25 protein-coding genes and 4 pseudogenes are annotated in these 24,161 nt (G+C 34.5%); 21 read left to right on the forward strand and 8 right to left on the reverse strand.

Annotation, left to right across the window (positions count from 1 at the left end; all coding sequences use genetic code 11):
* Positions 1-169: 169 nt before the first annotated feature.
* On the reverse strand, positions 170-562 hold the full coding sequence (locus COL05_RS25330; protein WP_098670592.1) for a YueI family protein: 393 nt from the start codon (positions 560-562) through the stop codon (positions 170-172).
* Between the two features lie 245 nt (positions 563-807).
* Here COL05_RS25330 and COL05_RS25335 point away from each other — a divergent pair, with 245 nt between their 5' ends.
* Entirely contained in the window at positions 808-1,926 is a 1,119-nt protein-coding gene (locus COL05_RS25335; RefSeq protein WP_098670593.1) for a BA2291 family sporulation histidine kinase, read from the forward strand.
* Between the two features lie 33 nt (positions 1,927-1,959).
* Here the strand turns inward: COL05_RS25335 and COL05_RS25340 are convergent, their stop codons facing one another.
* On the reverse strand, positions 1,960-2,709 hold the full coding sequence (locus COL05_RS25340; RefSeq protein WP_098670594.1) for a DUF4397 domain-containing protein: 750 nt from the start codon (positions 2,707-2,709) through the stop codon (positions 1,960-1,962).
* A gap of 984 nt (positions 2,710-3,693) precedes the next feature.
* Between COL05_RS25340 and COL05_RS25350 the strand changes: the two genes are divergently transcribed.
* The 10 genes from COL05_RS25350 (at position 3,694) to COL05_RS25395 (ending at position 12,999) form a co-directional block, all read left to right on the forward strand.
* Complete coding sequence (locus tag COL05_RS25350) at positions 3,694-5,004, forward strand: aspartate aminotransferase family protein (protein ID WP_001205894.1); 1,311 nt, start codon at positions 3,694-3,696, stop codon at positions 5,002-5,004.
* Positions 5,001-5,699 (forward strand): acetate CoA-transferase subunit alpha, encoded by a 699-nt coding sequence (atoD, locus tag COL05_RS25355; protein WP_000208105.1) that lies wholly within the window; start codon positions 5,001-5,003, stop codon positions 5,697-5,699. The genes COL05_RS25350 and atoD overlap by 4 nt, the downstream gene beginning before the upstream one ends.
* The gene (locus tag COL05_RS25360; RefSeq protein ID WP_098670596.1) at positions 5,684-6,346 is read left to right on the forward strand and encodes a CoA transferase subunit B; all 663 of its coding nucleotides are present in this window, start codon (positions 5,684-5,686) and stop codon (positions 6,344-6,346) included. The genes atoD and COL05_RS25360 overlap by 16 nt, the downstream gene beginning before the upstream one ends.
* A gap of 15 nt (positions 6,347-6,361) precedes the next feature.
* Positions 6,362-7,630: a peptidase gene (locus COL05_RS25365; protein ID WP_098670597.1), complete on the forward strand. Its 1,269-nt coding sequence runs from the start codon at positions 6,362-6,364 to the stop codon at positions 7,628-7,630.
* Positions 7,627-8,472 carry a putative beta-lysine N-acetyltransferase gene (gene ablB, locus COL05_RS25370; RefSeq protein ID WP_098670598.1) on the forward strand — a complete coding sequence of 282 codons (846 nt, stop codon included), beginning with the start codon at positions 7,627-7,629 and terminating at the stop codon, positions 8,470-8,472. The genes COL05_RS25365 and ablB overlap by 4 nt, the downstream gene beginning before the upstream one ends.
* A gap of 99 nt (positions 8,473-8,571) precedes the next feature.
* Positions 8,572-9,957 (forward strand): arginine utilization transcriptional regulator RocR, encoded by a 1,386-nt coding sequence (gene rocR / locus COL05_RS25375; protein WP_098670599.1) that lies wholly within the window; start codon positions 8,572-8,574, stop codon positions 9,955-9,957.
* 210 nt (positions 9,958-10,167) lie between these two features.
* Positions 10,168-11,589 carry a lysine 2,3-aminomutase gene (gene kamA / locus COL05_RS25380; RefSeq protein ID WP_071717082.1) on the forward strand — a complete coding sequence of 474 codons (1,422 nt, stop codon included), beginning with the start codon at positions 10,168-10,170 and terminating at the stop codon, positions 11,587-11,589.
* Positions 11,586-11,858 (forward strand): YokU family protein, encoded by a 273-nt coding sequence (locus tag COL05_RS25385; protein WP_000995763.1) that lies wholly within the window; start codon positions 11,586-11,588, stop codon positions 11,856-11,858. Before kamA ends, COL05_RS25385 begins: the two co-directional genes overlap by 4 nt.
* Before the next feature lie 72 nt (positions 11,859-11,930).
* Positions 11,931-12,146, forward strand: a complete 216-nt coding sequence (locus COL05_RS25390) for a YozE family protein (protein ID WP_000750725.1) — start codon at positions 11,931-11,933, stop codon at positions 12,144-12,146.
* 190 nt (positions 12,147-12,336) lie between these two features.
* Complete coding sequence (locus COL05_RS25395) at positions 12,337-12,999, forward strand: hypothetical protein (protein WP_000101495.1); 663 nt, start codon at positions 12,337-12,339, stop codon at positions 12,997-12,999.
* Between the two features lie 4 nt (positions 13,000-13,003).
* On the opposite strand, the gene COL05_RS25400 is transcribed toward COL05_RS25395, so the two are convergent.
* Positions 13,004-13,171, reverse strand: coding sequence for a DUF3930 family protein (locus tag COL05_RS25400; RefSeq protein WP_000456537.1), 168 nt, complete (start codon positions 13,169-13,171; stop codon positions 13,004-13,006).
* A 150-nt stretch (positions 13,172-13,321) separates the two neighbouring features.
* Here COL05_RS25400 and COL05_RS25405 point away from each other — a divergent pair, with 150 nt between their 5' ends.
* The 5 genes from COL05_RS25405 (at position 13,322) to COL05_RS25425 (ending at position 16,065) form a co-directional block, all read left to right on the forward strand.
* Positions 13,322-13,501, forward strand: coding sequence for a YozD family protein (locus tag COL05_RS25405; RefSeq protein WP_000658451.1), 180 nt, complete (start codon positions 13,322-13,324; stop codon positions 13,499-13,501).
* Between the two features lie 110 nt (positions 13,502-13,611).
* Positions 13,612-13,794: a hypothetical protein gene (locus COL05_RS25410; protein WP_000473370.1), complete on the forward strand. Its 183-nt coding sequence runs from the start codon at positions 13,612-13,614 to the stop codon at positions 13,792-13,794.
* Positions 13,794-14,615 carry a serine/threonine protein kinase gene (locus tag COL05_RS25415; protein WP_098670600.1) on the forward strand — a complete coding sequence of 274 codons (822 nt, stop codon included), beginning with the start codon at positions 13,794-13,796 and terminating at the stop codon, positions 14,613-14,615. Before COL05_RS25410 ends, COL05_RS25415 begins: the two co-directional genes overlap by 1 nt.
* On the forward strand, positions 14,597-15,352 hold the full coding sequence (locus tag COL05_RS25420; protein WP_098670601.1) for a sporulation protein: 756 nt from the start codon (positions 14,597-14,599) through the stop codon (positions 15,350-15,352). Before COL05_RS25415 ends, COL05_RS25420 begins: the two co-directional genes overlap by 19 nt.
* Before the next feature lie 77 nt (positions 15,353-15,429).
* The gene (locus COL05_RS25425) at positions 15,430-16,065 is read left to right on the forward strand and encodes a phosphatase PAP2 family protein (RefSeq protein ID WP_142337660.1); all 636 of its coding nucleotides are present in this window, start codon (positions 15,430-15,432) and stop codon (positions 16,063-16,065) included.
* On the opposite strand, the gene COL05_RS25430 is transcribed toward COL05_RS25425, so the two are convergent.
* From COL05_RS25430 to COL05_RS31540, 4 genes and pseudogenes are all read right to left on the reverse strand, one after another.
* Positions 16,055-16,936 (reverse strand): cation diffusion facilitator family transporter, encoded by an 882-nt coding sequence (locus tag COL05_RS25430; protein ID WP_142337661.1) that lies wholly within the window; start codon positions 16,934-16,936, stop codon positions 16,055-16,057. The two genes, COL05_RS25425 and COL05_RS25430, sit on opposite strands and share 11 nt — an antisense overlap.
* A gap of 295 nt (positions 16,937-17,231) precedes the next feature.
* Positions 17,232-17,546 carry a thioredoxin family protein gene (locus COL05_RS25435; protein WP_000658777.1) on the reverse strand — a complete coding sequence of 105 codons (315 nt, stop codon included), beginning with the start codon at positions 17,544-17,546 and terminating at the stop codon, positions 17,232-17,234.
* Between the two features lie 79 nt (positions 17,547-17,625).
* Positions 17,626-17,978 (reverse strand): annotated as a pseudogene (locus COL05_RS32380) (site-specific integrase).
* Positions 17,965-18,150, reverse strand: a pseudogene (locus COL05_RS31540) (tyrosine-type recombinase/integrase); the annotation flags it as partial. The pseudogenes COL05_RS32380 and COL05_RS31540, both read right to left, overlap by 14 nt.
* Before the next feature lie 944 nt (positions 18,151-19,094).
* Here COL05_RS31540 and COL05_RS25445 point away from each other — a divergent pair.
* The 4 genes and pseudogenes from COL05_RS25445 (at position 19,095) to COL05_RS25470 (ending at position 22,471) form a co-directional block, all read left to right on the forward strand.
* A complete protein-coding gene (locus COL05_RS25445) occupies positions 19,095-19,307 on the forward strand; it encodes a DUF1064 domain-containing protein (RefSeq protein WP_098670603.1) in 213 nt (70 codons plus the stop codon).
* 1,399 nt (positions 19,308-20,706) lie between these two features.
* A complete protein-coding gene (locus COL05_RS25455; RefSeq protein ID WP_098670604.1) occupies positions 20,707-20,907 on the forward strand; it encodes a hypothetical protein in 201 nt (66 codons plus the stop codon).
* 415 nt (positions 20,908-21,322) lie between these two features.
* A pseudogene (locus COL05_RS25460) lies at positions 21,323-21,665 on the forward strand (phage terminase small subunit-related protein); the annotation flags it as partial.
* Positions 21,666-22,117: 452 nt separating this feature from the next.
* Positions 22,118-22,471, forward strand: a complete 354-nt coding sequence (locus COL05_RS25470) for a hypothetical protein (RefSeq protein ID WP_098670605.1) — start codon at positions 22,118-22,120, stop codon at positions 22,469-22,471.
* Between the two features lie 216 nt (positions 22,472-22,687).
* On the opposite strand, the pseudogene COL05_RS25475 reads toward COL05_RS25470, so the two are convergent.
* Positions 22,688-23,059 (reverse strand): annotated as a pseudogene (locus COL05_RS25475) (YVTN family beta-propeller repeat protein); the annotation flags it as partial.
* Between the two features lie 438 nt (positions 23,060-23,497).
* Between COL05_RS25475 and COL05_RS25480 the strand changes: the two are divergent.
* The gene (locus COL05_RS25480) at positions 23,498-23,749 is read left to right on the forward strand and encodes a DUF3947 family protein (RefSeq protein ID WP_098670606.1); all 252 of its coding nucleotides are present in this window, start codon (positions 23,498-23,500) and stop codon (positions 23,747-23,749) included.
* Positions 23,750-24,161: the final 412 nt, after the last annotated feature.

The raw sequence follows: 24,161 nt of genomic DNA on the forward strand, positions 1-24,161 counted from the left end.
AAATTAAAAATGAGCCCGGTGCAATACCGGACTCATTTGGATCAAGCTGCCTAATGAAATAACCGTGTCTAACTTTTAGGGGTCACTTCAGAAATGTTTACGATTCCATAATCGTTTTTTTGTTTATTTTACGTTTCTTAGAATGATTTCATTTAATCAAGTGTACCTTTTACTTCATTTCTTGTTTGTAAATAGCATCTTCTACGTAAATTTGTTCTTTGTCGACAGCAGTGCTATGAGATAATACTAAACCGATTGGTGTTTCTATACCTTTATTTTGAACAATTGTAAAAGGAACATTTTTTTCATTCGCTAATTTAATGTATTTTGATAAATGTGGGTAAGCAATGCCACCATTTAGGAATATTTGTAATGATTGAGAAGAGCGCATGCTACTAGCTACTTCAGAATATACATTACTTTGCATTACTTGACCGATAGTTAAAGCGATTTCTACACGCTCACGTAATGTAGTTAAATACATATTACGTTCTTCTGGTTTGTTCTGCTTTTGGCCATAAATGCCTTCTTGGAGATAATCTTCCACATTTTTATTTACCATATTTTTCACACCTTTCATTTTCTATTGTACGAAAGAATGGAGCAGGATGCAAAAAAGTCGCATACAATATAAAAAATTTTGAATGAAAGGAAGGAAAATGGAATGTATCAATCTAAACAATTAATAAAGTTATAAAAATTTTATCAACACATATTAACAAAATGTGACAATAATCTATTAACGAATCATGATTTTTGTGTTAATATTCAAAATATAAAGGGTGTTCGTCGCATGGAAATGGAGGAATGGAGGTTTTTCCAATCGATAAGGATATTAAAGAAGTATTTTGTTCGCACTTGAAAAACAACAGGCACCAATTCGTTGAGAACTGGAAAAACAAAATGATAATTTCCGATAAAGATCCGTTTAGACTAGAAGCAGTTCAAAATGGAGTGGATTTATTAGAGTTTATTATCGAACTTACTATGGAAGAAAAAGATATAAATTATCTTCAGCCATTATGCGAGAAAATAGCAATCGAACGTGCAGGAGCAGATGCGAATATAGGTGATTTTGTTTATAACGCAAATGTGGGAAGAAATGAGCTTTTCGAAGCGATGTGTGAGTTAGATGTTAGCGCACGTGAATTGAAACCAATTATGGCTCAAATACATACTTGTTTTGACAAATTAATTTATTACACTGTTTTGAAATATTCGGAAATTATATCAAGAAATTTAGAGGAAAAACAGCAATATATTAACGAAACACATAAGGAAAGGCTGACAATTTTAGGGCAAATGTCAGCTAGTTTTGTACATGAATTCCGTAACCCGCTTACGTCCATTATGGGATTTGTCAAACTATTAAAGGCAGATCATCCTAGTTTATCGTATTTAGATATTATTTCGCATGAATTAGACCAATTAAACTTTCGTATTTCGCAATTTTTACTCGTATCGAAAAAAGAAATGTGGACTGAATCAGAACGATTTTGGCTTAATGACTTGTTTCAAGATATTATACAGTTCTTATATCCGAGTTTGGTGAATGCAAATGTTTCGATTGAAAAGAATTTGCCATATCCAATTCCTCTTACTGGTTATCGCAGTGAAGTGAGACAAGTATTTTTAAATATATTAATGAACTCAATTGACGCTCTTGAATCAATGAAAGAAGAACGAAAAATTATCATTGATGTATTTGAAGAAGATCAATCGATTCGAATTGTAATAAAAAATAACGGACCAATGATTCCAGCTGAAAATGTAGAAACGATTTTTGAACCGTTTGTAACTACTAAAAAGTTAGGAACTGGTATTGGGTTATTTGTATGTAAACAAATTGTAGAAAAACATAATGGGTCCATCATGTGTCGTTCAGATAAAGATTGGACAGAATTTCAAATTGCATTTCAAAAATAAACAGTCTACACCAAATGAATGGTGTAGACTGTTTTAATTCGTAAGTATAACGGCTTCTAATTTAGGGTCTTTCATTGAATAACCTAAAAGTGAAATTGTATAAATAATATTCGGTTCTACTTTGAAATCTGGTATAGTCAGCAAAACACTTGGATTATCTGCGAGTGAAATTTCAATATCTGCTGTACCTGGGCTAACTTCTAAAAAATCTGTTATTTGTTTAAAAAGTACATTTTCAAATAAATGATCTCCGCCTTTTAAACTTACATTTACAACAGGCGTATCTGGAGAAAAATGCGCAAACCGTATTTTTGCTTGACCTGATGGTAAATGAGTATTATCGAGCATAGGTTGTAATTGTAGATGATGATCACTATTTATTGCAGCAAAAGTATAAGAGTGATTTCCCATTATCGGTACTAAAGCTGAAAAGATGGGTGTTTCACTTTCGACAGGAACAATATCTATACGGTACTTACCTTGTACTAATGTTAAATAGGGACTAAATTGTTTAAATGAAATATTTTTAATAACCTTTTGTCCATTTACTAAAATGTCAACCGCAGGTGTATTTGAAGCAGAGTGAAAAAACCTTATATGTGACGGTAATGCAGCTTCTTGTGAATCTCTTTTTTCATATGCCTGTACAAGTTTCGTAAGCGCATCGTAATATTTCATATATAGTTCTACATATTTTTTCGGATTATGAAATTGATAGTATCGAGCGAGCTGTTCGTAACGTGCAGCTTCTTGTCCATATTTTTCGATTTCAGATTGAGACATGAACATTCCTCCTTTGTCATCATTAAAACTATATGCTTAGCAAGAAAGAGGTTATGCAAAAAAATGTTTTTAAAAGAGAAAGATAGGAAATTAATAAGAAGTATTTTTACGGATAAGTGTAGTTTAGGTGAATGAGAGTTATAAATTTCTAGAGGACAAAACAAAATTTCCTCCATATGAGCTGATGAAGTTTGTATTTCGAAATGAAAACGCAAGAGTGAAACAAGTGACATTTCGAAAACATGTCCCAAATCCTTAGGAAACTAGGGATTTTTTTAATTATGGGCAAATACACATACAAAGTGATAATTGTCCTACATAAATTATAAAGGAAAGGTAGTTTGAATTTGAGGAAAGGGATGAAATCTTGGGATGGGGATATCCCGCAAGGAATTGTGAATGGAGTTATGGATGGTTTTGTGCTTTATGCTGTAGGATGAATTTTGATTTTGTAATACTATTGTTTCTATTTACGTTAGCAAGTGACGGTATTAATCGATAAAAGAGCGTCGTGCCGAACTGATTAATGTGGTTAATCGGTTCTTTTTTTATTGTATAAAACAGAGCGAAGTATATGTGAAATATTGGTTTCTATAAAAATAATTGCTATGCATTTAGTAGGATTAATTGTCGAGATTTGTTTGAAAATATGCAATATAAAGTAGGAGAATAGGAAGGAGTTTAAAGGGAGTTTCGTCGAAGTTTACACAATGTCGGCATTTGAGGAAGGCTGGCATTATGTTAGAAAAATTTTCAGCGAAGCGTTAATTTTATATAAGGGAGGGTTATTTGGGCGTAAAGATAAGGGTTGATCTACATTTTAAGTTCTGAATTTTCTGTTTTCAAAATAATATTTAGCACTCATTTGTATATTTTATAATAGTTTTTTGATAAATTCACTGCTTTCGCAGAGGGTTCTTTTTTATGAAAGAAACGTCAATTTTCTTCATATATATATACAAATTGGAGAAATGGGGGAGCGCTATGCGCGATTACTTAATTAAACCACTTGTTGGTCAGCCGTATCCAATGATTTCACATGGAAAAGGTGTGTATTTGTATGATCAAAACGGAAATAAATATTTTGATGGGTCGTCAGGGGCAATTACGGCAGGTATTGGGCATGGCGTAAAGGAGATTGCGGACGTTATCAAAAAGCAAGCAGAGGAGATTGCTTTCGTTTATAGATCACAGTTTACGAGTGAACCAGCTGAAAAATTAGCGAAGAAATTAAGCGATTTAAGTGTAGGAGATTTGAACTGGAGCTTTTTTGTGAATAGTGGTACGGAAGCAAATGAAACAGCTATGAAAATTGCAATTCAACATTTTCAAGAGCGAGGTATTCAAGGGAAACATAAAATTTTGTCACGATGGATGAGTTATCACGGTATTACGATGGGCGCCTTATCAATGTCTGGACATCCACTGCGTAGACAACGTTTCGTATCAATTTTAGAAGATTATCCAACTATTCCAGCTCCATATTGTTTTAGATGTCCGGTGCAAAAAGTATATCCAACTTGTCAGCTTGCTTGTGCGACTGAACTAGAAAGATCAATCGAAAGAATTGGTGCAGAACATATCGCAGCTTTTATCGCTGAACCGATTATCGGAGCAGCTGGAGGCGCAGTCGTTCCGCCGAAAGAATATTATAAAGTTATTAAAGATATTTGTAGTCATTACGATATTTTATTTATTGCTGATGAAGTAATGACTGGGCTTGGTCGTACTGGCGCATGGTTTGCGATGGAGCATTGGGGGGTAGAACCGGATATTATGACCCTTGGTAAAGGTTTAGGAGCTGGATACACACCGATGGCAGCGACGGTTGTAAGTGACCGTGTAATGGAGCCGATTTTACGGGGGTCGCGTTCTGTTATGAGTGGGCATACGTTAAGTGCAAATCCATTATCTGCAGCAACAGCTTTAGCTGTTATTGAATATATGGAGAAACATAATCTACCTGAAAAAACAGCGGAAAAGGGAGAGTATTTAATAAAAGGTTTACAGAAAGTTCAGCAACAATCGACAATCATTGCTGATGTGCGCGGAAAAGGTTTGCTAATTGGGGTAGAATTGCAACCGTTTACAAAGGCGTCGGAACTTATTTCAGTTGCAGCTAAAAATGGTCTTCTTTTATATCAAGCTGTTTCAGGGCAAGCAGGAAAAGAAGATAGTGCACTGCTTGTGGCACCGCCAATGACAACTACATATTCCGAGTTAGATGAATTACTTTCAATTTTTGCAAAAAGTGTAGAAGAAATGATGCAAAAAGGAGGGCATAGTATCGCATGACAACTATTACAAATACATTCGGTAAATTAAAAGAGATAGAGGAAGTAATTTCTTTGTTTCACGATGATATGACATTAATGTTTGGAGGGTTTGGGGGGATTGGATCCCCTCCTTCTTTAATACAGGCGATTTTAGAAAAAGGAGTTACAAATTTAAATTTAATAGGAAATGATACTGGATTTCCTGATGTAGGAATCGGTCGTCTCGTTACGAATGAAAGAGTAAAATCATTAATTACTTCTCATATCGGCTCAAACCCAAATGCAGGAAGACAACTAAACGAAGGAAGGTTACAAATTGAGTTTTCTCCCCAAGGAACATTAGCAGAGCGTATTCGCGCTGGTGGTGTAGGGCTTGGTGGCGTATTAGTTGATGTGGGTGTTGATACGATTGTAGAAGAAGGAAAACGTACTGTTGAAATGAATGGTAAGACATATTTAGTTGAAACAGCATTAACTGCTGAGGTTGCGATTGTATATGCGAAAAAAGCGGATCCGTTCGGTAACCTTGTGTTTGATAAGAGTGCTCGTAACATGAATCCTCACGTTGCTATGGCCGGGGATATAACGATTGTAGAAGCAGAAGAAATTGTTCCACTTGGAAGTTTAGATCCAGAAGAAATTGTTGTTCCAGGAGTATTTGTAAATTATATCGTACCGTCGGAAGGAGTGAATTGGAAATGGGTATGGGCCTAGAAGTGAGAGATAAAATTGCTAGACGTGCAGCGAAAGAAATACAAAATGGCATGATTGTAAATTTAGGTATTGGTATACCATCACTTGTACCAAACCATTTGCCTGACGATATAAACGTTATGTTTCATGCGGAAAATGGAATTGTAGGTATGGGTCCTACACCAAGCAAAGGAAATGAAGACGAAAATTTATGTAACGCAGCAGGTTTGCCGACATCTCTTATTACTGGAGCGAGTTATTTTGATAGCTGCACAGCGTTTGGGATGATTCGGAAAGGTTTACTAGATATTACGATTCTTGGTTCATTACAAGTGAGTGAGAATGGTGATTTAGCGAACTGGATTGTACCAGGAAAACGCGTTCCAGGTATTGGGGGAGCGATGGATTTGGCACAAAAAGCGAAGCGTGTCGTTGTTGTCATGAATCATGTCGATAAATACGGAAATGCAAAAATTGTTTCGGAGTGTACATTACCATTAACTTCAAAGAAATGTGTAGATTTAATTATTACGGATATGGCGGTTATGGAAGTGACGCCGAGTGGACTTATTTTACAAGAATTAATGAGCCCGTACACAGTGGAAGATATAAAACAACATACGGAAGCGGAGTTTGAAATTGGCTCTAATTTACTAGTAATTGAATGAGGGGAGATGTAATATATGGAGCAATTAAAAAAACAAATTTGTGATTATATTGAGAGTCAAGAAGAAGAGAGCGTAAAATTTTTAAAACGATTAATTCAAGAAAAGAGCGTATCTGGTGATGAAAGTGGTGCGCAGGCAATTGTGATTGAAAAATTGCGCGAGCTAGGTTTAGATCTTGATATTTGGGAACCTTCATTTTCTAAAATGAAAGATCACCCTTATTTTGTATCACCACGTACAAGTTTTTCGGATAGTCCGAACATTGTAGCGACTCTTAAAGGAAGTGGCGACGGGAAATCTATGATATTAAATGGACATATTGATGTTGTACCAGAAGGAGATGTGGACCAGTGGGACCATCATCCCTATAGTGGTGAGAGAATAGGAAATCGTATATACGGCCGCGGGACAACAGATATGAAAGGCGGCAATGTCGCGCTAATGCTTGCGATGGAAGCAATTATTGAATCTCGTATTGAATTAAAAGGAGATATTTATTTTCAAAGTGTAATAGAAGAAGAAAGCGGCGGAGCAGGAACATTAGCTACGATATTACGAGGATATAAAGCGGATGGTGTCATTATTCCAGAGCCGACAAATATGAAGTTTTTCCCGAAACAACAAGGTTCTATGTGGTTTCGTCTACATGTAAAAGGGAAAGCAGCACACGGTGGAACACGTTATGAAGGAGTAAGTGCAATTGAAAAAAGCATGTTTGTTGTAGAGCATTTAAGAAAGCTGGAAGCGAAGAGAAATGACCGAATTACAGACCCGTTATTTAAAGGAATCCCAATTCCAATTCCAATTAATATTGGGAAAATAGAAGGCGGGAGCTGGCCAAGTTCTGTTCCTGATTCGTTAATTTTAGAAGGAAGATGCGGTATTGCGCCGAATGAGACTATAGAGGCAGCAAAAGAAGAATTCGAGAATTGGATCGCTGAATTAAATGATGTGGACAATTGGTTTGTTGAAAATCCTGTAGAAGTAGAATGGTTTGGAGCGAGATGGGTGCCTGGTGAACTAGAAGAAAATCATGAGTTAATTACAACACTCGGACATAACTTTGTTGAAATCGAAGGAAAAGAACCAATTATTGAAGCATCGCCGTGGGGGACTGATGGAGGTTTATTTACACAAATCGCAGGTGTACCAACGATAGTATTTGGCCCAGGAGAAACGAAAGTCGCACATTATCCAAATGAATATATAGAAGTTGATAAAATGATAGCTGCCGCAAAAATTATTGCATGTACATTACTAGATTGGTGTGAGGTGAAAAAATGAAATACTATGAATCTTTTAGAGAGCAGACGAACCGCTATACAGTAGAAGGCGTTTTAGATTATTTTAATAAACGTATTCGAGTAGACCACTACACAGGAAATATTGAGAGGATTATCCAAACAATTGACGAATTAGCAGAGAAACATTCTTTCACTAAATGTATTGTTAAAGGAAAGGGAGAGCATGTTTCAACATGGCTCTCTTTCGGTTTTTTATTGGAAGCAACAATACCACATTATTTTCAAGGTCACGATGCATACTTCTTTGTGAAATTTAATAATGATGAAAGACGAAATAGTATTCATTGGGCTGAGGAAGACACCATTTTAAGCGGTGTAAAAGCAAAAGAAGTAAAGGAAAAAATAGTCCCAGAGAAATTTCTATTAAGAAAAGCGACAGAAGAGGATGCAGAGGAATTAGCAGTTGTATTTGGGAAAGTATTTGAAGTGTATCCGACTCCGTTAAACGAAGCGAGTTATGTAAAACAAACGATGAGAGAAGACGATACAATTTATTATGTGTATGAATTCGAGGGGGAAATAATTAGTACAGCGTCTGCAGAAATGAATATAAAAGAAGGCAATGCAGAATTAACGAATTGTGCTACCTTACCCGAATATCGTAAACATGGGTTTATGAAAAGTTTATTAATTAAGTTGGAGGAAGAACTGCAAGAAAGATCGATTTTCTGCTCTTATACAATTGCTCGATCTCTTTCTTTCGGAATGAATGCGGCCTTTCATCAGTTAGGTTATACGTATTCAGGGCGACTGGCGAACAATTGCTACATTTTTGATAAGTTGGAAGACATGAATATTTGGGTGAAAGATTTGTCTAAATAGCACGGTAAAAAAATAGAACGGAATCGTCATGCTTATAATCGCACATAGGTATGCCGAAAATTCGGCACGATATTTGCTGAATTTTCGGCAAGAGGGGGGATGACATTGCTAGCAGTTTCGACACAAGAAGTCATTGAGGCGATTTTGGGCAGTATTGATGAGGCTATACACGCAGTAGATGAAAATGGTATTACAATTTTCTATAATACTGTAGCTGCAAAACACGATGGATCAAAAATTGAAAAAGTGTTAGGTAAACATTTGTTAGAAGCGTTTCCTTCTTTATCTAGGGAAACAAGTACATTGATGAAAGTGTTAGATACAAAAAAACCAATCGTTCATCAAGTGCAGCATTATCAAAACTTAAATGGGGAAGACATTTGTACAGTAAATACGACGTTACCTATTTTTATAGAGGGAAATATTGCTGGAGCTGTTGAAATTGCAAAAGATTATTCCACAGTACAAAAGCTTACGGATACAATAGTCGATTTGCAGTCGAAAATAAAGCGGTCATCTAGAAAGAAAGCAATTAAAAAGGATGTTGCATTTGAGACGATTGTGACGAATGATGCTCGTTTTAAACAGACGAAAGAATTAGCACAAAAAGTAGCCCCAACTGATGCGAATGTTTTAATATATGGGGAAACAGGAACCGGGAAAGAGTTATTTGTACAAGCGATTCATGAAGCCTCTAAACGGAAGAACAAGCCGTTTATTGCACAAAACTGTGCAGCATTGCCAGAGTCTCTATTAGAAAGTTTATTGTTTGGAACGACGAAAGGTAGCTATACTGGGGCAATTGAACGAGCGGGATTATTTGAACTTGTAGATGGAGGGACATTATTTTTAGATGAACTGAATTCAATGCCACTCGATTTACAAGCGAAAATGCTACGTGTATTAGAAGATGGTGTGATTCGTCGTATTGGTGATAATAAGACGAGAAAGGTAGATGTTCGCGTTATTACCGCAATGAATCAGCCACCAGAAATATGTTTAAAAGAGAATAAAATTCGCACTGATTTATACTATCGATTAAATGTCTTTTCATTATATATTCCACCGCTCCGTGAAAGAACGGAGGATGTATTATTATTAGCATCTTATTTTTTGAAAGAATATAATAAAAGTTATAAAAAAGGTGTACTTCAAATGGATAAGGAAGCGAAGGAAAGACTACAAGGTTACCAATGGCCTGGAAATGTTCGGGAGCTTAAACATACGATTGAACATGCTGTCATAATTGCAGAAGGGAATACATTAACAGCCAATTGTTTACCGCGTACATTTCGGAAAGAGAGTCTTCCGCAGAAGAAGAGTATATTGCCACTTAGAGAAGCACTTCATCAAACGGAAAAAGAATTAATAGATCAAGCGTTAATTGAAACGGAAGGGAATATATTACAAGCTGCAAAAATGTTAGGTATTCCTCGACAGACGCTTCAATATAAATTGAGTAAGTACGACAAAACCGCCGAATAATTGGCGGTTTTTGTGTGTTTGCACCAATAAAAGAGCGTTTACATATATAAAAAGTAATGAATATGATAGTATGTATGGATTTCATGCAGTGCTCAAAAAAATTTTTTCGCTTATGTAATAGGGTTCGCCGTACATTTACTTATCAATAAAGTAAAGTTGGCATAACTATTGCTTATATAAAGGATGAGCGTATAAAAAGGGGGAATAGCAATGTTACATGATGTATACAAACCAAATCGTCACTGGAAGGATATCGAATTATGGAAAGATGTTACTGAAGAGCAATGGAATGATTGGGTTTGGCAATTAACGAATACGATCAAAACGTTAGATGACTTAAAGAAAGTGATTAACTTAACACCTGATGAAGAAGAGGGCGTTAAAATTTCAACGAAAACGATCCCGTTAAATATTACACCGTACTATGCTTGGTTAATGAATCCTGATGACCCACGCTGTCCGATTCGGATGCAATCTGTACCGATTTCGGAAGAGTTATATAAAACAAAATACGATTTAGAAGATCCGCTTCATGAAGATGAAGATTCACCAGTTCCAGGATTAACACATCGTTATCCTGACCGCGTATTATTCTTAGTGACAAATCAATGTTCGATGTATTGTCGTTACTGTACGCGCCGTCGTTTTAGTGGACAAATTGGAATGGGTGTACCGAAGAAACAATTAGATGATGCAATTGCTTACATTCGTGAAACACCACAAGTACGAGATGTATTAATCTCCGGTGGTGATGGTCTTCTAATTAACGATAAAATTTTAGAATATGTATTAAAAAATTTACGTGAGATTCCGCACGTTGAGATTATTCGTATCGGAACGAGAGCACCAGTGGTATTCCCGCAGCGTATTACAGAAAACTTATGTAACATTATTAAAAAATATCATCCAGTATGGTTAAATACACATTTCAATACATCTATTGAAATTACTGAAGAATCGAAAAAGGCATGTGAAATGTTAGCGAATGCTGGTGTTCCAGTCGGAAACCAAGCAGTAATTTTAGCTGGTATTAACGACAGCGTTCCAATTATGAAAAAATTAATGCATGACTTAGTAAAAATCCGTGTACGTCCATACTACATTTATCAATGTGACTTATCTGAAGGCATTGGTCATTTCCGTGCACCAGTTTCTAAAGGTCTTGAAATTATCGAAGGTTTACGCGGACATACGTCTGGTTATGCAGTTCCGACATTCGTTGTTGATGCACCAGGAGGGGGCGGTAAAATTGCGCTTCAGCCAAACTATTTAATCTCGCAAAGTGCAGATAAAGTTGTGCTTCGTAACTTTGAAGGTGTTATTACAACGTATCCAGAGCCAGAGAGCTACATTCCAGGGAGAGCAGAAGGATACTTTAAAGAAATCTATCCGAACTACGAAGAAAAACGTTCAGATGTTGGTATTGCGGGTCTTATGAGCGATAAGAAATTTAATCTTGTTCCAGACGATTTACAGCGTATGAACCGTCGTAAAGACTATGAAGATAATGAAACGCATGCAACATTAAAAGATAAACGTGATAAGCGCGACCAATTGAAAGATAAAAAATATCAAGCACAAATGGCTAAAATAGAAGAAAACGACAAAAAAACTGAGGGTGATGCAGTATGAATTGTATGTGGTGTGACAGTACAGAAGCAAAAGAAAGCTTAAATACTGTATATTGGGAATTACCAGATGGTACGAAAGCCATTGAAATCCAAGAGACACCATGCATTTCTTGTTCCTCATGTGGTATGGACTATCAATCAGATCATACAGTGAAAGAAATAGAAGATCAATTGTTTCTAATTTATACGAAAGATTTACCAAAACAACTAACATATGAAGAATTAATGGGAAGACCACGTCTATTAAAAAGAAATTATTTCGACTTTTAACCAGCTTTTATGCTGGTTTTTTTCTTTTTTGCCTTGTATAATGTACCCAAGTTAGAAAGGTAGGGAATATTTTTGAAAAAGACATTTTACCACTATATGATGAAGCATCGCGCAGCTTTATTTAGTAATGAAATATCGAATTTAGCAGAGGCAATGTATGATGATTTAAGCTTTCCGAAGCAATCTGAAGATTACGATGAAATTAGTTCATACTTAGAGTTAAGTGGAATGCTAGAAAGTATGTCTATATTTGATGAAGCGTGGGATTTGTACATACAAGAGAGATAAAAACTATACGGGATTTTTTTAATGTGAAGCTAGTTTATTTGCTAGCTTTTTTTATATTGTAAATAAATTTTCATATGGTGATATTTTTTATTGAAAAAATTTATGAATATACGCTTCTGTGATAAGCGTTTTTATGTAGGTTGCATATACTGTTATCAAAATCACGACGTCAAAAAAAGGAGAGATATAGATGGCAAGGAAAAAGCAACCTAAATATAACGTAGGGGACATAGTCGTGATTACGCTATATGGAACCGTTGGTAAAATCACAAATATGAAGGTTTTAGATGGAGTTTACGTATACGAAGTCAATAATCACGATGGGTTTTACGTAGAGCAAACGTTGCAGCACGTTTCAGAGCAAGATATGAAAAAAGGTGAAACTGAGTGGATTGAATTAAATTATCATTTCACATTTGGTGATCTCGTGCAAGTAACAGGATACGATAAAGATGTGTTTCGAATTGTTGGTTTTCGTACAGAAGTATGGAGATATAAAAATGACGCATGGGAAGATACAATATACGAATTGTCACGAATTACGGATGGTGAATGGTTAGAAGCGGATGAGTCAGATTTAACGTTACTTGCCAATGCTCAAACGGCAAATGCAATTTTGAAGAAAATGAAACAAGATAAAGCTGGTATGAATAAATTAGATTTAGGAAAATTAAAGTCAATTAACAACTCGAAAAAAGTGAGTGTTAAGACAAATCGTCAAGAAATCATTGATGGATTACTTGATATTTATAACGATTATCAATTGTTATTTGATACATTTAAAGATGAAGAATACAAAATTGTTATGGATGTTGTTCATAATTATTTAGTTAAATTGACAGAGAAAAAATAGTTAACTAGAAAGAGAGAATAAATTGAACAACAACATATGCAGTATAAGGTATGCCTACAATTATTAAAAAAATAAAAAGCCATTTAATAAGAGAGTCTGCCCATTGATCTTCATGCATGAACTCTTCTTTTGTTTGTCCTACTTCTTGTTTTACCTCGTATTGGTATTCCATAATTAAATCCCCCTTTTTGATAGCTTGTACTACCATCGTATGCATCTCGTCCAAAGGATATAACCTATAAAAAAAGAAAAACTATTTTTCTAATCTCATATACATATTTTTGAGATTTTTTCATAAAACAGAAATAAAGGAGTGATGCTCATGAAGGAAATTGAAGTCGTAATTGATACGGAAGAGATTGCGGAGTTTTTTTATGAGCAACTAATTGAAAGAGGATACGTCCCAAAAAGAGAAGAAATTGAAGATCTCGCAGATATTACATTCGAGTATTTATTAGAGAAATGTATGATTGATGAAGTGTTTGATGAAGAAGATGAGTGAAAGTAACGACGGGCTTAACTCGTCGTTTTTTACTCTTTACAAACTTGTCACAAATCTAGCCAGCAATAGTTGGTATAATTAAAAGAAAATTTTACTCAAGAGGTGAAGGGATGTTCAAAAAAATTATTGATTCTTTATTAGGAAAGAAAAAGTATCGTTCGTATTCTAGTAGTGATTATCGCCATAGAGGTCGCTCTTATTCAAGTAGCGATTATAAGCGACGTTCATCTGGTTATGGGCATCATCATTATAAAAGAAAACGTAAAAGCCGTAGCTTCTTTTCAAGTAGCTGATGAAATGGCGTCGTATACTAGCTTTATTTGATAGACCACTGCGAAAAAATACAATCGTTGCAGAACGTTATAAAATTGAATCAGTAATTGGAATGGGCAGTTATGGGGTTACATATGTCGTTAATGACTTACAAATAAATAGATATAAAGTCTTAAAACAATTAAGACAAAGTAAACAAAGATATGAATCTGGGAGAAAATCATTTGAACAAGAGAAAATGATTTTACAAACATTAAATCATCATGCAATTCCTAGTTTATATGATCAATTCGTATGGGAGAAAAAAAGCTTTTTTGTAATGGAATATATGCCCGGTAAAAATTTCGAAGATTATATTTTTTTAGATGGGCATGTATATACAGAACGTGAAGTTTTAAAAATTTTATACGAAATATTAGAAATTGTATCGGTGTTTCATAGTGAAGGTATTATTCACCGAGATTTACGCATTCCAAACATATTAATGAAAGAAAATGAAATTAGTATTATTGACTTTGGATTGGCTAAATTGAAGGGTGAGGGTGATGAACGAGCTACGACTTATGAAGGTGAACAAGCTTTGATGCGAGAAGTTCACTTTCGTAGCGATTTTTATGCGCTTGGTCATTTCTCATTATTTTTATTATATGCAGGCTATGAATCTATTGAAAAACATGAGAAGCCATGGCATGACGAATTAACTTTGGAAAAATATAACCGTGAAATGCTTATGCGCATGTTACAAATAAAAACACCGTACTATGAAAATGTACAAGATTTAAAAAAAGATGTAGCTTTTGCTTTAGAAAGGATGGAGGATCCATGTTTCAAAAGTTTTTAGCAAGCGTTGGTATTGGTAATGCAAAAGTAGATACAGTTCTTGAAAAAGATGAGTATATTGTTGGAGAAGAGATACACGGGAAGGTTCATATAACTGGTGGTTCAGTTAGCCAACAAATTGAAAGCATTTACTTAACGTTATCAACATCGTATGTACGAGAAGTGGATGATAAAAAGGTAACAACAACATATGATTTAGAGCGAGTTCGTTTAACAGAACCTTTTTCTGTTGAGCTGAATGAAAAAAAAGAAATTCCATTTTCATTTAACATGCCAGTTGAAACGCCACTTACTCTTGGAATGAAAACAGTTTGGGTGCATACAGGCCTTGATATTAAACGCAGTATAGATCCAAGTGATCGTGATTACATTCAAGTGTTGCCCAATGCACTATTAAATAGTGTGTTAGAGAGTGTAAATCAATTAGGTTTTAAAGCGCGTCATATAGAATGTGAAGAATTACCGTATCGCTTACGTAAGCAAGTTCCATTTGCACAAGAATTTGAGTTTATTCCTGTTTCCGGAGAGTATTATGGGAAATTAGATGAACTAGAATTATTAATCTTACCAAGCGCTTATGATCGCCTAGAGATTATTATGGAAGTAGACAGAAAATCTCGCGGTTTAGCAGGTTTATTTGCAGAAGCACTTGATCTTGACGAGAAAGTGATTCGCTTTACAGTAACGAATGAAGATATACCAGTAATGAAAGAAAAAATTAACAATTATATTTTTTAATAAACTATGCATAAAAAAGAAATGGAGAGGAAAACTAAAACAACCGCTCCATTTTTTTGCATAGTGAGGTTATGTATGTGAAACGATATCGACATTTATACTTGTTAAGTTTTACGCTACTCATTTGTTTTGTCGTATTATCACTTTCGTATCATACCACTTGTATTGAGAAATTTGACAATATAGTCGCACATTTTATTCAAAGTTTTAGAAACGACTACTTGACAGCCTACTTTACTTGGGTGTCTTTTATCGGTTCCAAAAGAATATATTTTCCGTTACTCATCATTCTTGTAATGTATTTTCTCGTTAGAAAAAAGTTGCTTAGTGCATTACTTCTAACAATTAATTATTATGGATCTCGTTATTTAAACAGTATGCTTAAACTATGGTACGAACGAGCAAGACCTGATGTAACGCAGCTTGTTACGGCAACTGGATATAGTTTTCCGAGCGGTCATACGATGAATGCTACTGCTTTTTTAGGATTTATTGCATACGTCACAATTACAGAAGAACATATTACATTGCATAAAAAATTGTTGATTATTTTTATAGCGAGCTTTGTTGTATTATCTATTTCAGTTAGCCGAATATATCTTGGCGTCCACTATCCATCTGACATATTAGCAGGATGGGCAGCTGGCGGTAGCTGGCTCGTTTTATGTGTTATATTTCATAAAGCGTTTATTAAAAAAGAACCTATGTCATAATAGGTTCTTTTTCCATTGGCTCAACATGAATGTGTGCATGATAAATGCCAAACTTTTTCCGGAGCATAGCCTCGATGTTGTCAGTAATACAATGACTTTCACCAACATCCATACTAGCATCTACCTCGATTGTAATATCAACGTACGTTTGATTTCCGTACATACGAGCGCGAATATCCACGATATTTTCCACGCCACCTATATGTTCAATAGCATCAGCGTACTCTTCCATCTTATCTGGATCGATTCCATCCGTTAACATATGAGAAGCTTCTACGAAAATCTCCCATGCAGTTTTACAAATAATAAGACCGACAATTAAAGCGGCAATAGGGTCTAAAATAGGCATTTGGAACTGCGAACCGACAATACCTACTACTGTACCAATACTTACGAGAGCATCTGATAAATTATCCTTTGCAGCGGCTTCTAATGATTTGCTTTTTGTGCGCGCCGCAACCTTTTTCGTATATAAATACACACAGTACATAACGACAGCAGAAAATAAAGCTACCCATGCAGCAAGTACATTAGGTGCAGCTTGTTTTGGATTTAAAAAAGATTGAATGGCACTAACAACAACCTCTAATCCGACCGTTGCCATAATAAAAGAAGCAACAAGTGATGCAATTTGTTCAGCGCGCGAATGCCCATAAGGATGATCTGGGTCACGAGGTTTACGAGAGATTTTTAGACCGATTAATATCGCTAAAGAAGCACCGATATCCGTTAAGTTATTTAAACCGTCAGCACGTAATGCGCTAGAGAGGGTAATATAACTGATGATGATTTTCATAGAGGATAAAAATATGTAGGCCATAATGCTGACAATCGCACCTTTATCAGCTTCTTTATGAGAAAGAGTATCCATTTTAATCACTCACCTTTCTACAAGGAATTTCTTTCTATAAATAGAGTACCAAACGGAACTCGTGTGGGTCTATACAAACATTGTTGACGTTTTTTAGCTTTTTAAGAAGGGGATAACAAAGTTTCGTGAAGGAAAAATATGTTGTAAAGTGCAAAGTAAGGGTGCGAACTCGATTTTGATTGAGGGGATAGGTGAAAGGATACATGTATTATGATGAATCCGTATACTACATTGCTCAAAGGTGATTGGGCAAAATAAAAACCCTCTAAAAAATATTTTTCAGAGGGTTTTCATCTTAGTATGCTTCTAAAAACTCAGTAACTTGCTCTTCAGTTTTTGCATTAGCACTATGTAAGTGGCCTAGCTTCTCTCCATTTTGATATACAAGTAAACTTGGAATACCCATTACTTGATACTCTTCAGCGATACTTGGAAACTCATCTTTATTAATAGAATACCATTCAAACTTATTGAACTCTTCCATTACATCTCCGATAAAGTTGTCCATACGCACACAATCTGGGCACCATGTAGTAAAGAACTTAACAACTACTGGCTCCTCGCTTGCGATGATGTCTTTGAATTCCTGTTCAGATTTGATTTCTTTCATGTTTTTGACTCCTCTCAATGTCACACGGATAAGCTAGTATTTTTATGCAAAATCCGCGATTGCAAACATTTTGCAAACATTAGTGTTTTTGAAGAAAGTTATTTGCAAAATCTTCGACTGCTTTTTCTTGTAGGTCTGGTTCGACATAGGCGTAGGTGCTCAGTATGATACCTACGCTGTTAAGTCCTAAACGTCCGCTTTGTGATCTTTGGATGTATAACTTAGATACTAGAAACGAATATTAGGAACCTCACTTTTCTTTATAAGCTTTTTCATGAGCTGTGTCAAACTTCTGAAATTGCAGGGGTTACTATTATAGGGTGGGCAAACCAAATCCAAATTATTATATCCATCGCTATACCGTTCTTTATCTTCATTTATTTTTTGAAGATGTTCTTGAAGAGCATGTAAGGTGATTTCAGGCAAAACCATTAATCTTTTTCCTTTTAGGTCCATGAAATTGTTTTGTGACCTGAGAGAGGTAACGATAAACCGATAGAGTTCTTCTCTCCAAATCAATATCCTTCCATTGAAGCTTTAAGATTTCGCCTTTACGCATGCCACATGTAATAGCCAATAGATATGCAACATAGTATCTGCTATCTTTTGTACGATCTAAAAAACAAAGGACATCTTCTTCTGACCAAGTATTTACTGTTTTTTCTTTACCTTTAGGAGGGCTTACTACATCAGCTACATTCTTTTGATATCCAGCGAATGTATAGCGGAGAAAAAGCTTTTAAGAAAATGCAAAATTACCGCAACCCACATTTCAATTACATGGGTATGAGAGTAAACGTAGCTGGCGTGTGGGGTTTATTTGTAATAAATCGGAAAAAATAATCTATTCGTTTTGTTCGATGGAGAAATTAAGAAGCATAATTGCCATCCCTATTGGGAAATTGCTTACTACGGTGATGAGGGTAATGTTGTAAGAAGCTACCAGAAGGAAGAGTATGCGATATAAAAAAAGGACTAGCGGTTGCACCCGCTGTCCTTTAATAGGAGAAAAAGTATTCTTGTTTAGAACTACGCATAAACAGAAAATCTGCTTGTAATTAGTTTTACCCTCAATGTACGTGCTTATACAAAAAAGAGATAAGTAAAAAATACTTATCCCCAAGAAAGGAAATCCCAAGCACCAAAATGGCTCGTATTGGTCTGCAGGTTCAAAAGTAGTATATGTAGAACGAAACAATCTCATGCAAAAAGCAGACAACGCTTTTTGTTGTCTGCCAGTGGGTCGAATGAGTTAGCTAATTGTGATAAATTGCATTCCCATTACAAGAAGAGTGAAGCTGCTAGTTCAAACAGCTTGTTGGTATTATTTTCGATATTAAAAAAAATATACAGGAAAAGCAGATAAGTTAAAAAACCTACCTGCTTCTGCTGTAACAAATGAAAGAAGTATTAGCCGTGGATACGGCGGCTTGGAAATAGTATGTATTTTTATTTAAAAAATATTCAAGGGTTGAAGAAACATAGAATGTTTGATAAATGGTATCCATGAAATTAATCAGCTAATCAGTAAAACAAAAGTGAAAAACAATGAGCAAATATAATAATAAAAAGGTAAAACTAGATGACCATGTATTCGATAGTAAAGCAGAAGCGAATTATTATGCTGGATTAAAAATACGCCAAGCTACAGAGGGAATTTCAAGTTTCGAATTGCAACCAAGATCCATTTTGCAGCCAGCATTTATAAAGAGCGGAAAAAGATATCAGGCAATTACATATTGGATGAGTACGACAAATTAAAATGTGAAAAGAAAAACTAAAATAAGTAAATTTATGTATATTTTTAATGCATGTTCAGTTTGAAAAAATCTTTCTTTTGCAAAACAAAGCAGTTAGTTAATAAAACTAACTGCTCGTTGTACAAAAGAAACGCTCCGCTTACACAATAGATTGTAACCTAAAGTTGAAAAATAGTATGAACAGGGTTAAAAATGTGATTTAGAAATGAAAGGAAACATAATAAAAAAAGAGAAGCGCTTAATTAGGACACTCCTCTTAATGCCAATATACAATAACTATTCCATTATAATGTATAAGCATAAAATATTTAACAATTAGTTATGTGGTAAAAATTTCATTTTGTTTTAGGTTAAAATGAAAAAAGAGCACTTACAGTGAACTGAACGTCTAGGTTAGAAATATATGATTTGAAAAAGAAATAAGAACAAAATTTTATTATTTGCTCAATATAAAAGAGGAGTTAGCCCAGTTCAACTGCTCAGTACAGGGGTAATGATCTAGATGCATAGATATTATATGCCAAGTTATTGACTTTATTCGAGGAGAAATAAAGAATATGTATTTATTTGGAAAATATAGTTAGATAATTTCTTTAAGTAACAAGAGCAATAATGAAATAAAAGAGCAGCTAGCAAAAGCAAACTGCACCAATCATGGAATATGGTTCGAAATGGGGTGTCTATATTATTGACGGAATATTGAGTTTTAGTCAGGGGCACCTAGAGGTTTTCTTTTTTACTTAATCCATATCTCGCAAACAAAATAATGGCTAAAAATACAGATAATAAAAATGTCAGAAAGTTTGTTATTATGTCCCTGAGCATCGCTTTCCAGTTGTTTATTTTAGAGAATTCCATCATACCAATAAAAAAGTTCCTATTGTTAAAACTAGGAAAAGGAATAAACGATGAAAATTTATCGGAAAAGAAAGTCAGGAATTATCAATTTTACAAGAGCGTTAAGCATGATATGAATATAAAAATGGAAGTTTTGGGGTACCATTCAGGGTATTATTTTGGGCAGTGAATTTTCACATTGAAATCAACGTTATGATATTTCTACAGTTAATTGTTCTTTGAAAAGAGCATAATGTGAGGATAACGTATCTATGCGCTCTTAATCAATGATCATAGCTTCTATATCAAAACGCGTTATCTGAGAACGGGCATGGGCAGTAAGAATCCGAAAAGGACGAAAAGACCAATATCAATTATAGTAGACGCTGTCATGATCTGGTTGACGTCATGTTTGTTGTTAAGAAAAGATAAGGGGTGATGTAGACTTGCAAGTTAAAATATTATTAGTCTAAAACAGAAAATATAGACTAGTAAACAAACTGTTTTCACCATTTATTCATAGAATATGATGAATTCTATTTTTAGAGGAGGGAATCATATCTATGGGATGTAATAATAATTTTGGACATTCCCGAGATTGTAATAGATTTTGGGATGATTTAGTATTTTGCGGATGCGGTCGTAGACGCAGAAGAAACGATTTTAACGACTGTCATTGTAGACGTGACTGCGATTGTGATGAGTGTCGTCGCAGACGTAATCATGACCGTGATCATGATCATGATGATCGTCGAGATTGGTAAAGTCTCTTAAAAGAGTGCATATCTTTATAGCACTCTTTTTTATTGTGTTTTTTAATACTTAATAATTTGAAAGACGCAGTTTCAAACGGGTTTAACGTTTAACAAAACAAACGGACATAACGAACAAAAAAGAAAAGTAAGAATCAAATAATTCCTGCAAGGTGGAAATATACGATGGATAATCCGATAGCGCCAATAAATTCTGGTGAAATGTAAAAATCTGATTTAAATCTGTTTGTTTTTTGATTTTAAGTTTCTTGTCCCGTCTCCCTTAGATATTTTTATCTTACATGGGCATATACAAACCGAAAGGGATTTTGTAACAAATAAATGAGCAATATTTTTAAATAAGATTTATTTAGCGATTAGCTTAAGTAGTAAACTCATGGGAATTGAGGTGGCAGGTGAAATGTAGATGGCAAGACAGCGCAGTCCAGACCGTGATAAAGCATTCGAAATATACAGAGCAAGTAATGGTAAGAAGCCACTTGTTGAGATTGCGAAAAGGAGTGTTACTAATGTAAAGAAACTCAAAACAAAAGCCAAGTTAAAAAAGATGATAGATGATGGAGAGCTGGCGGAACAAGAACGACTCTTGAAGTATTTTAACGGTACACAAGATGGACTGGAAGTTGGCTATGCAAAAAGTAGCGTGAATAGCTGTTTACTCAGAAGAGTCCGTGTAGCACTGTAAGTCCGAAAGCTTAAAGGTGAAATGGTTGAAATATTTTTTTGAAGCGATAGATGTATGGAATGAGTAAATTAAGATTGCTTTTGCTAATATGAAAAAAGGTCCTGTTGTTTCCAACAGGACCTTTCCTAAAATGGCAAAGGGTAACTCTTACCTTACCCTTCTCGTATATAATACCTGAAAAAGATAGATGTGTATACAACAAGAAATTCCAATATAATTATTCGAATATAGTGTTAAGAAATAAAGGTGTGTAATTTGAAATAAGGAATTAAATTACAAATGTTGATTTGTTAAGTGATTGGAATGGATGCCTATCAAATTGTAGTGAATAAAGTAATATTGAGATAATAAAATATGTAATTTTGCATATCGGATTTTTAAAAGTAAACAAGGTTATAAAATATATAAATGTTACGGAAGTTGAGGAAATAAATACTAAAATTCATTTGATTTTTTCCTGAAATAAATAAATTCATTTGAATCGTAGTAAAAAATAGAGGTTTGCCTTAAACATTTATAAAAGTAAAGAATATTTATAACAAAAGGAGTAAATACACAGGTCCAATTTTTGTAATGATGGAGGGAATTGTTGTGGACATAACTCAAAGTATGGCACGAATAGTGGTTAACGGGAAAGATCTTCCGTTTAATTCAGTTAGAACTTCTGTATGGAATCAAGGGCCTGTAAATGATTTAATTGTTTCAACAAATCAGAGAATCGAGGAGTTTTATCAATTTATGTGGTCACAAGTGCCAGTCACACTTGCGATGTATTTTCTTCAGGGGGCGGACTTAATGAGGTTTGCCAGAATTATTGGGATTAATCAAAGTGTGACAGGAGAATATATATATCATTTCTCTTTGGGATAAAAGGAATGTAAAGTAGCTTAACAGCTACTTTTTTATTTTGCACAGGAATTTAGAAGGTGATGAATAGGAGATTAGAAAAATAAGATTAGAGCGTGATATAAGTAATTTGTGATTAACTAAAAGTACATAAGGGGTCCCACTATGAATATAAAATTTTTAAGGCGTACAAAAAATAAAAAAACAGAGAGACATAATTTTGTCCCCCTGTTTTTTATATTATTCACAAATAGTTCCAGTTGCTATACCAGTTGGAGCAACTCCTACTGGAACCGTATCTATAACTGTATTTGTAGCAGTATTGATAACAGAAACAGTATTGCTACCTTGGTTTGTAACGTAGGCGAGAGTGCCATCTGGTATGATGGTTACTTGATCCGGGGATAAAGCAACAGGAATTGTATCAATTATCGTATTTGTCGCCACACTTATTACCGATACATTATTACTAACTTTATTTACAACGTAAATACGAGTGCCATCCGGTGTAATATCTATACCAACCGGTTCAGAACCTACGCTAATTGTATTAATAACCGTATTTGTAGCAGTGTCAATAACAGAAACAGTATTGCTGTTTTGATTTGTGATTATGCTTCATAATTACCTCCTTTTAAAAAAATTAAATAGTAAGTACATGTGATAATCAATATTTGTTTCTAAATGTAATGTGTTTATGAGTATAAATTATATGTGAAATTCCCAAGAATGTTTTGTAAAAGTATATGTAAACAAAATGAAGGTGTTCTTATGAGACTAGTAGTATTGTAAAGATTTGATGGTAATTATAAGTTTAATTAAGCTAGGGTCTAATGGCGTTCCATTTAGAATTTTATTTTTTTATTTTGCTTTAAAAATTCAATCACGTTTAATAATTGAAACGAGTAAGTAAAATATGAAATTGAAGCGATTAAAAGAAATAATGAAATGAGAAACCTACTAAAAGCTAATGTACTAGTTTTCAGCACTTCCTAAAAAAAGAATCATACTATGGTTTGTAATAGCTTATATGGAAGTGAGTTGAAAATAATGTTTTATTCGTATTTTGCTAATCAAGCTGGTATGCGACCAGCGTATGGTACATCAATCACGTTTAGCGGAGCACAAAGTACAGTTCAAGCTGTTCAACAAGCGTTACAAATGCAACAACAAATGCAAATGCAGCAACAAGGTATCCAGCCGTATTATTCATCCGTGGAGTATTTTTACCCAGTGCATCAAATCACACCGTATGGAAGTTCTTTTCTTACTATCCCATATGGAACTGTATTTAATCTATAAATTGAAAGTTTAATCAGTAGGGGGCAGGTATCCAAAACTAATAATTAGCCTTCACCAATCGGATATAAACGGGCAACCTGTCTCCTAGCTAGCTTTCTCGCATGTGTCGAATTTTTTTGGAGTCTTATTACCCGTAAATGGTGAGGTGTATATGCAGGCGTCAAAGAGTCCTTACCTACTAATTGGAAATAACCGATGTAATAATCTTCGTACATACTATAAGTGGAGTTTTTTGATGAGAAAATACCGATAAAAAAGAGCATTATTTTATATTATGACAAATGATGGTTAATGGCTCTGTATGAAAGGATATATCCAGACATAACATCACATATTTTGTTTATAATTGTAAATAGTTATTAAAATGTATAAATAATATTTCTTTTTTTATAAATAAAAAAGGAAAAATAAT

This window comes from Bacillus sp. AFS059628 (assembly GCF_002571225.1).
Classification (GTDB): domain Bacteria; phylum Bacillota; class Bacilli; order Bacillales; family Bacillaceae_G; genus Bacillus_A.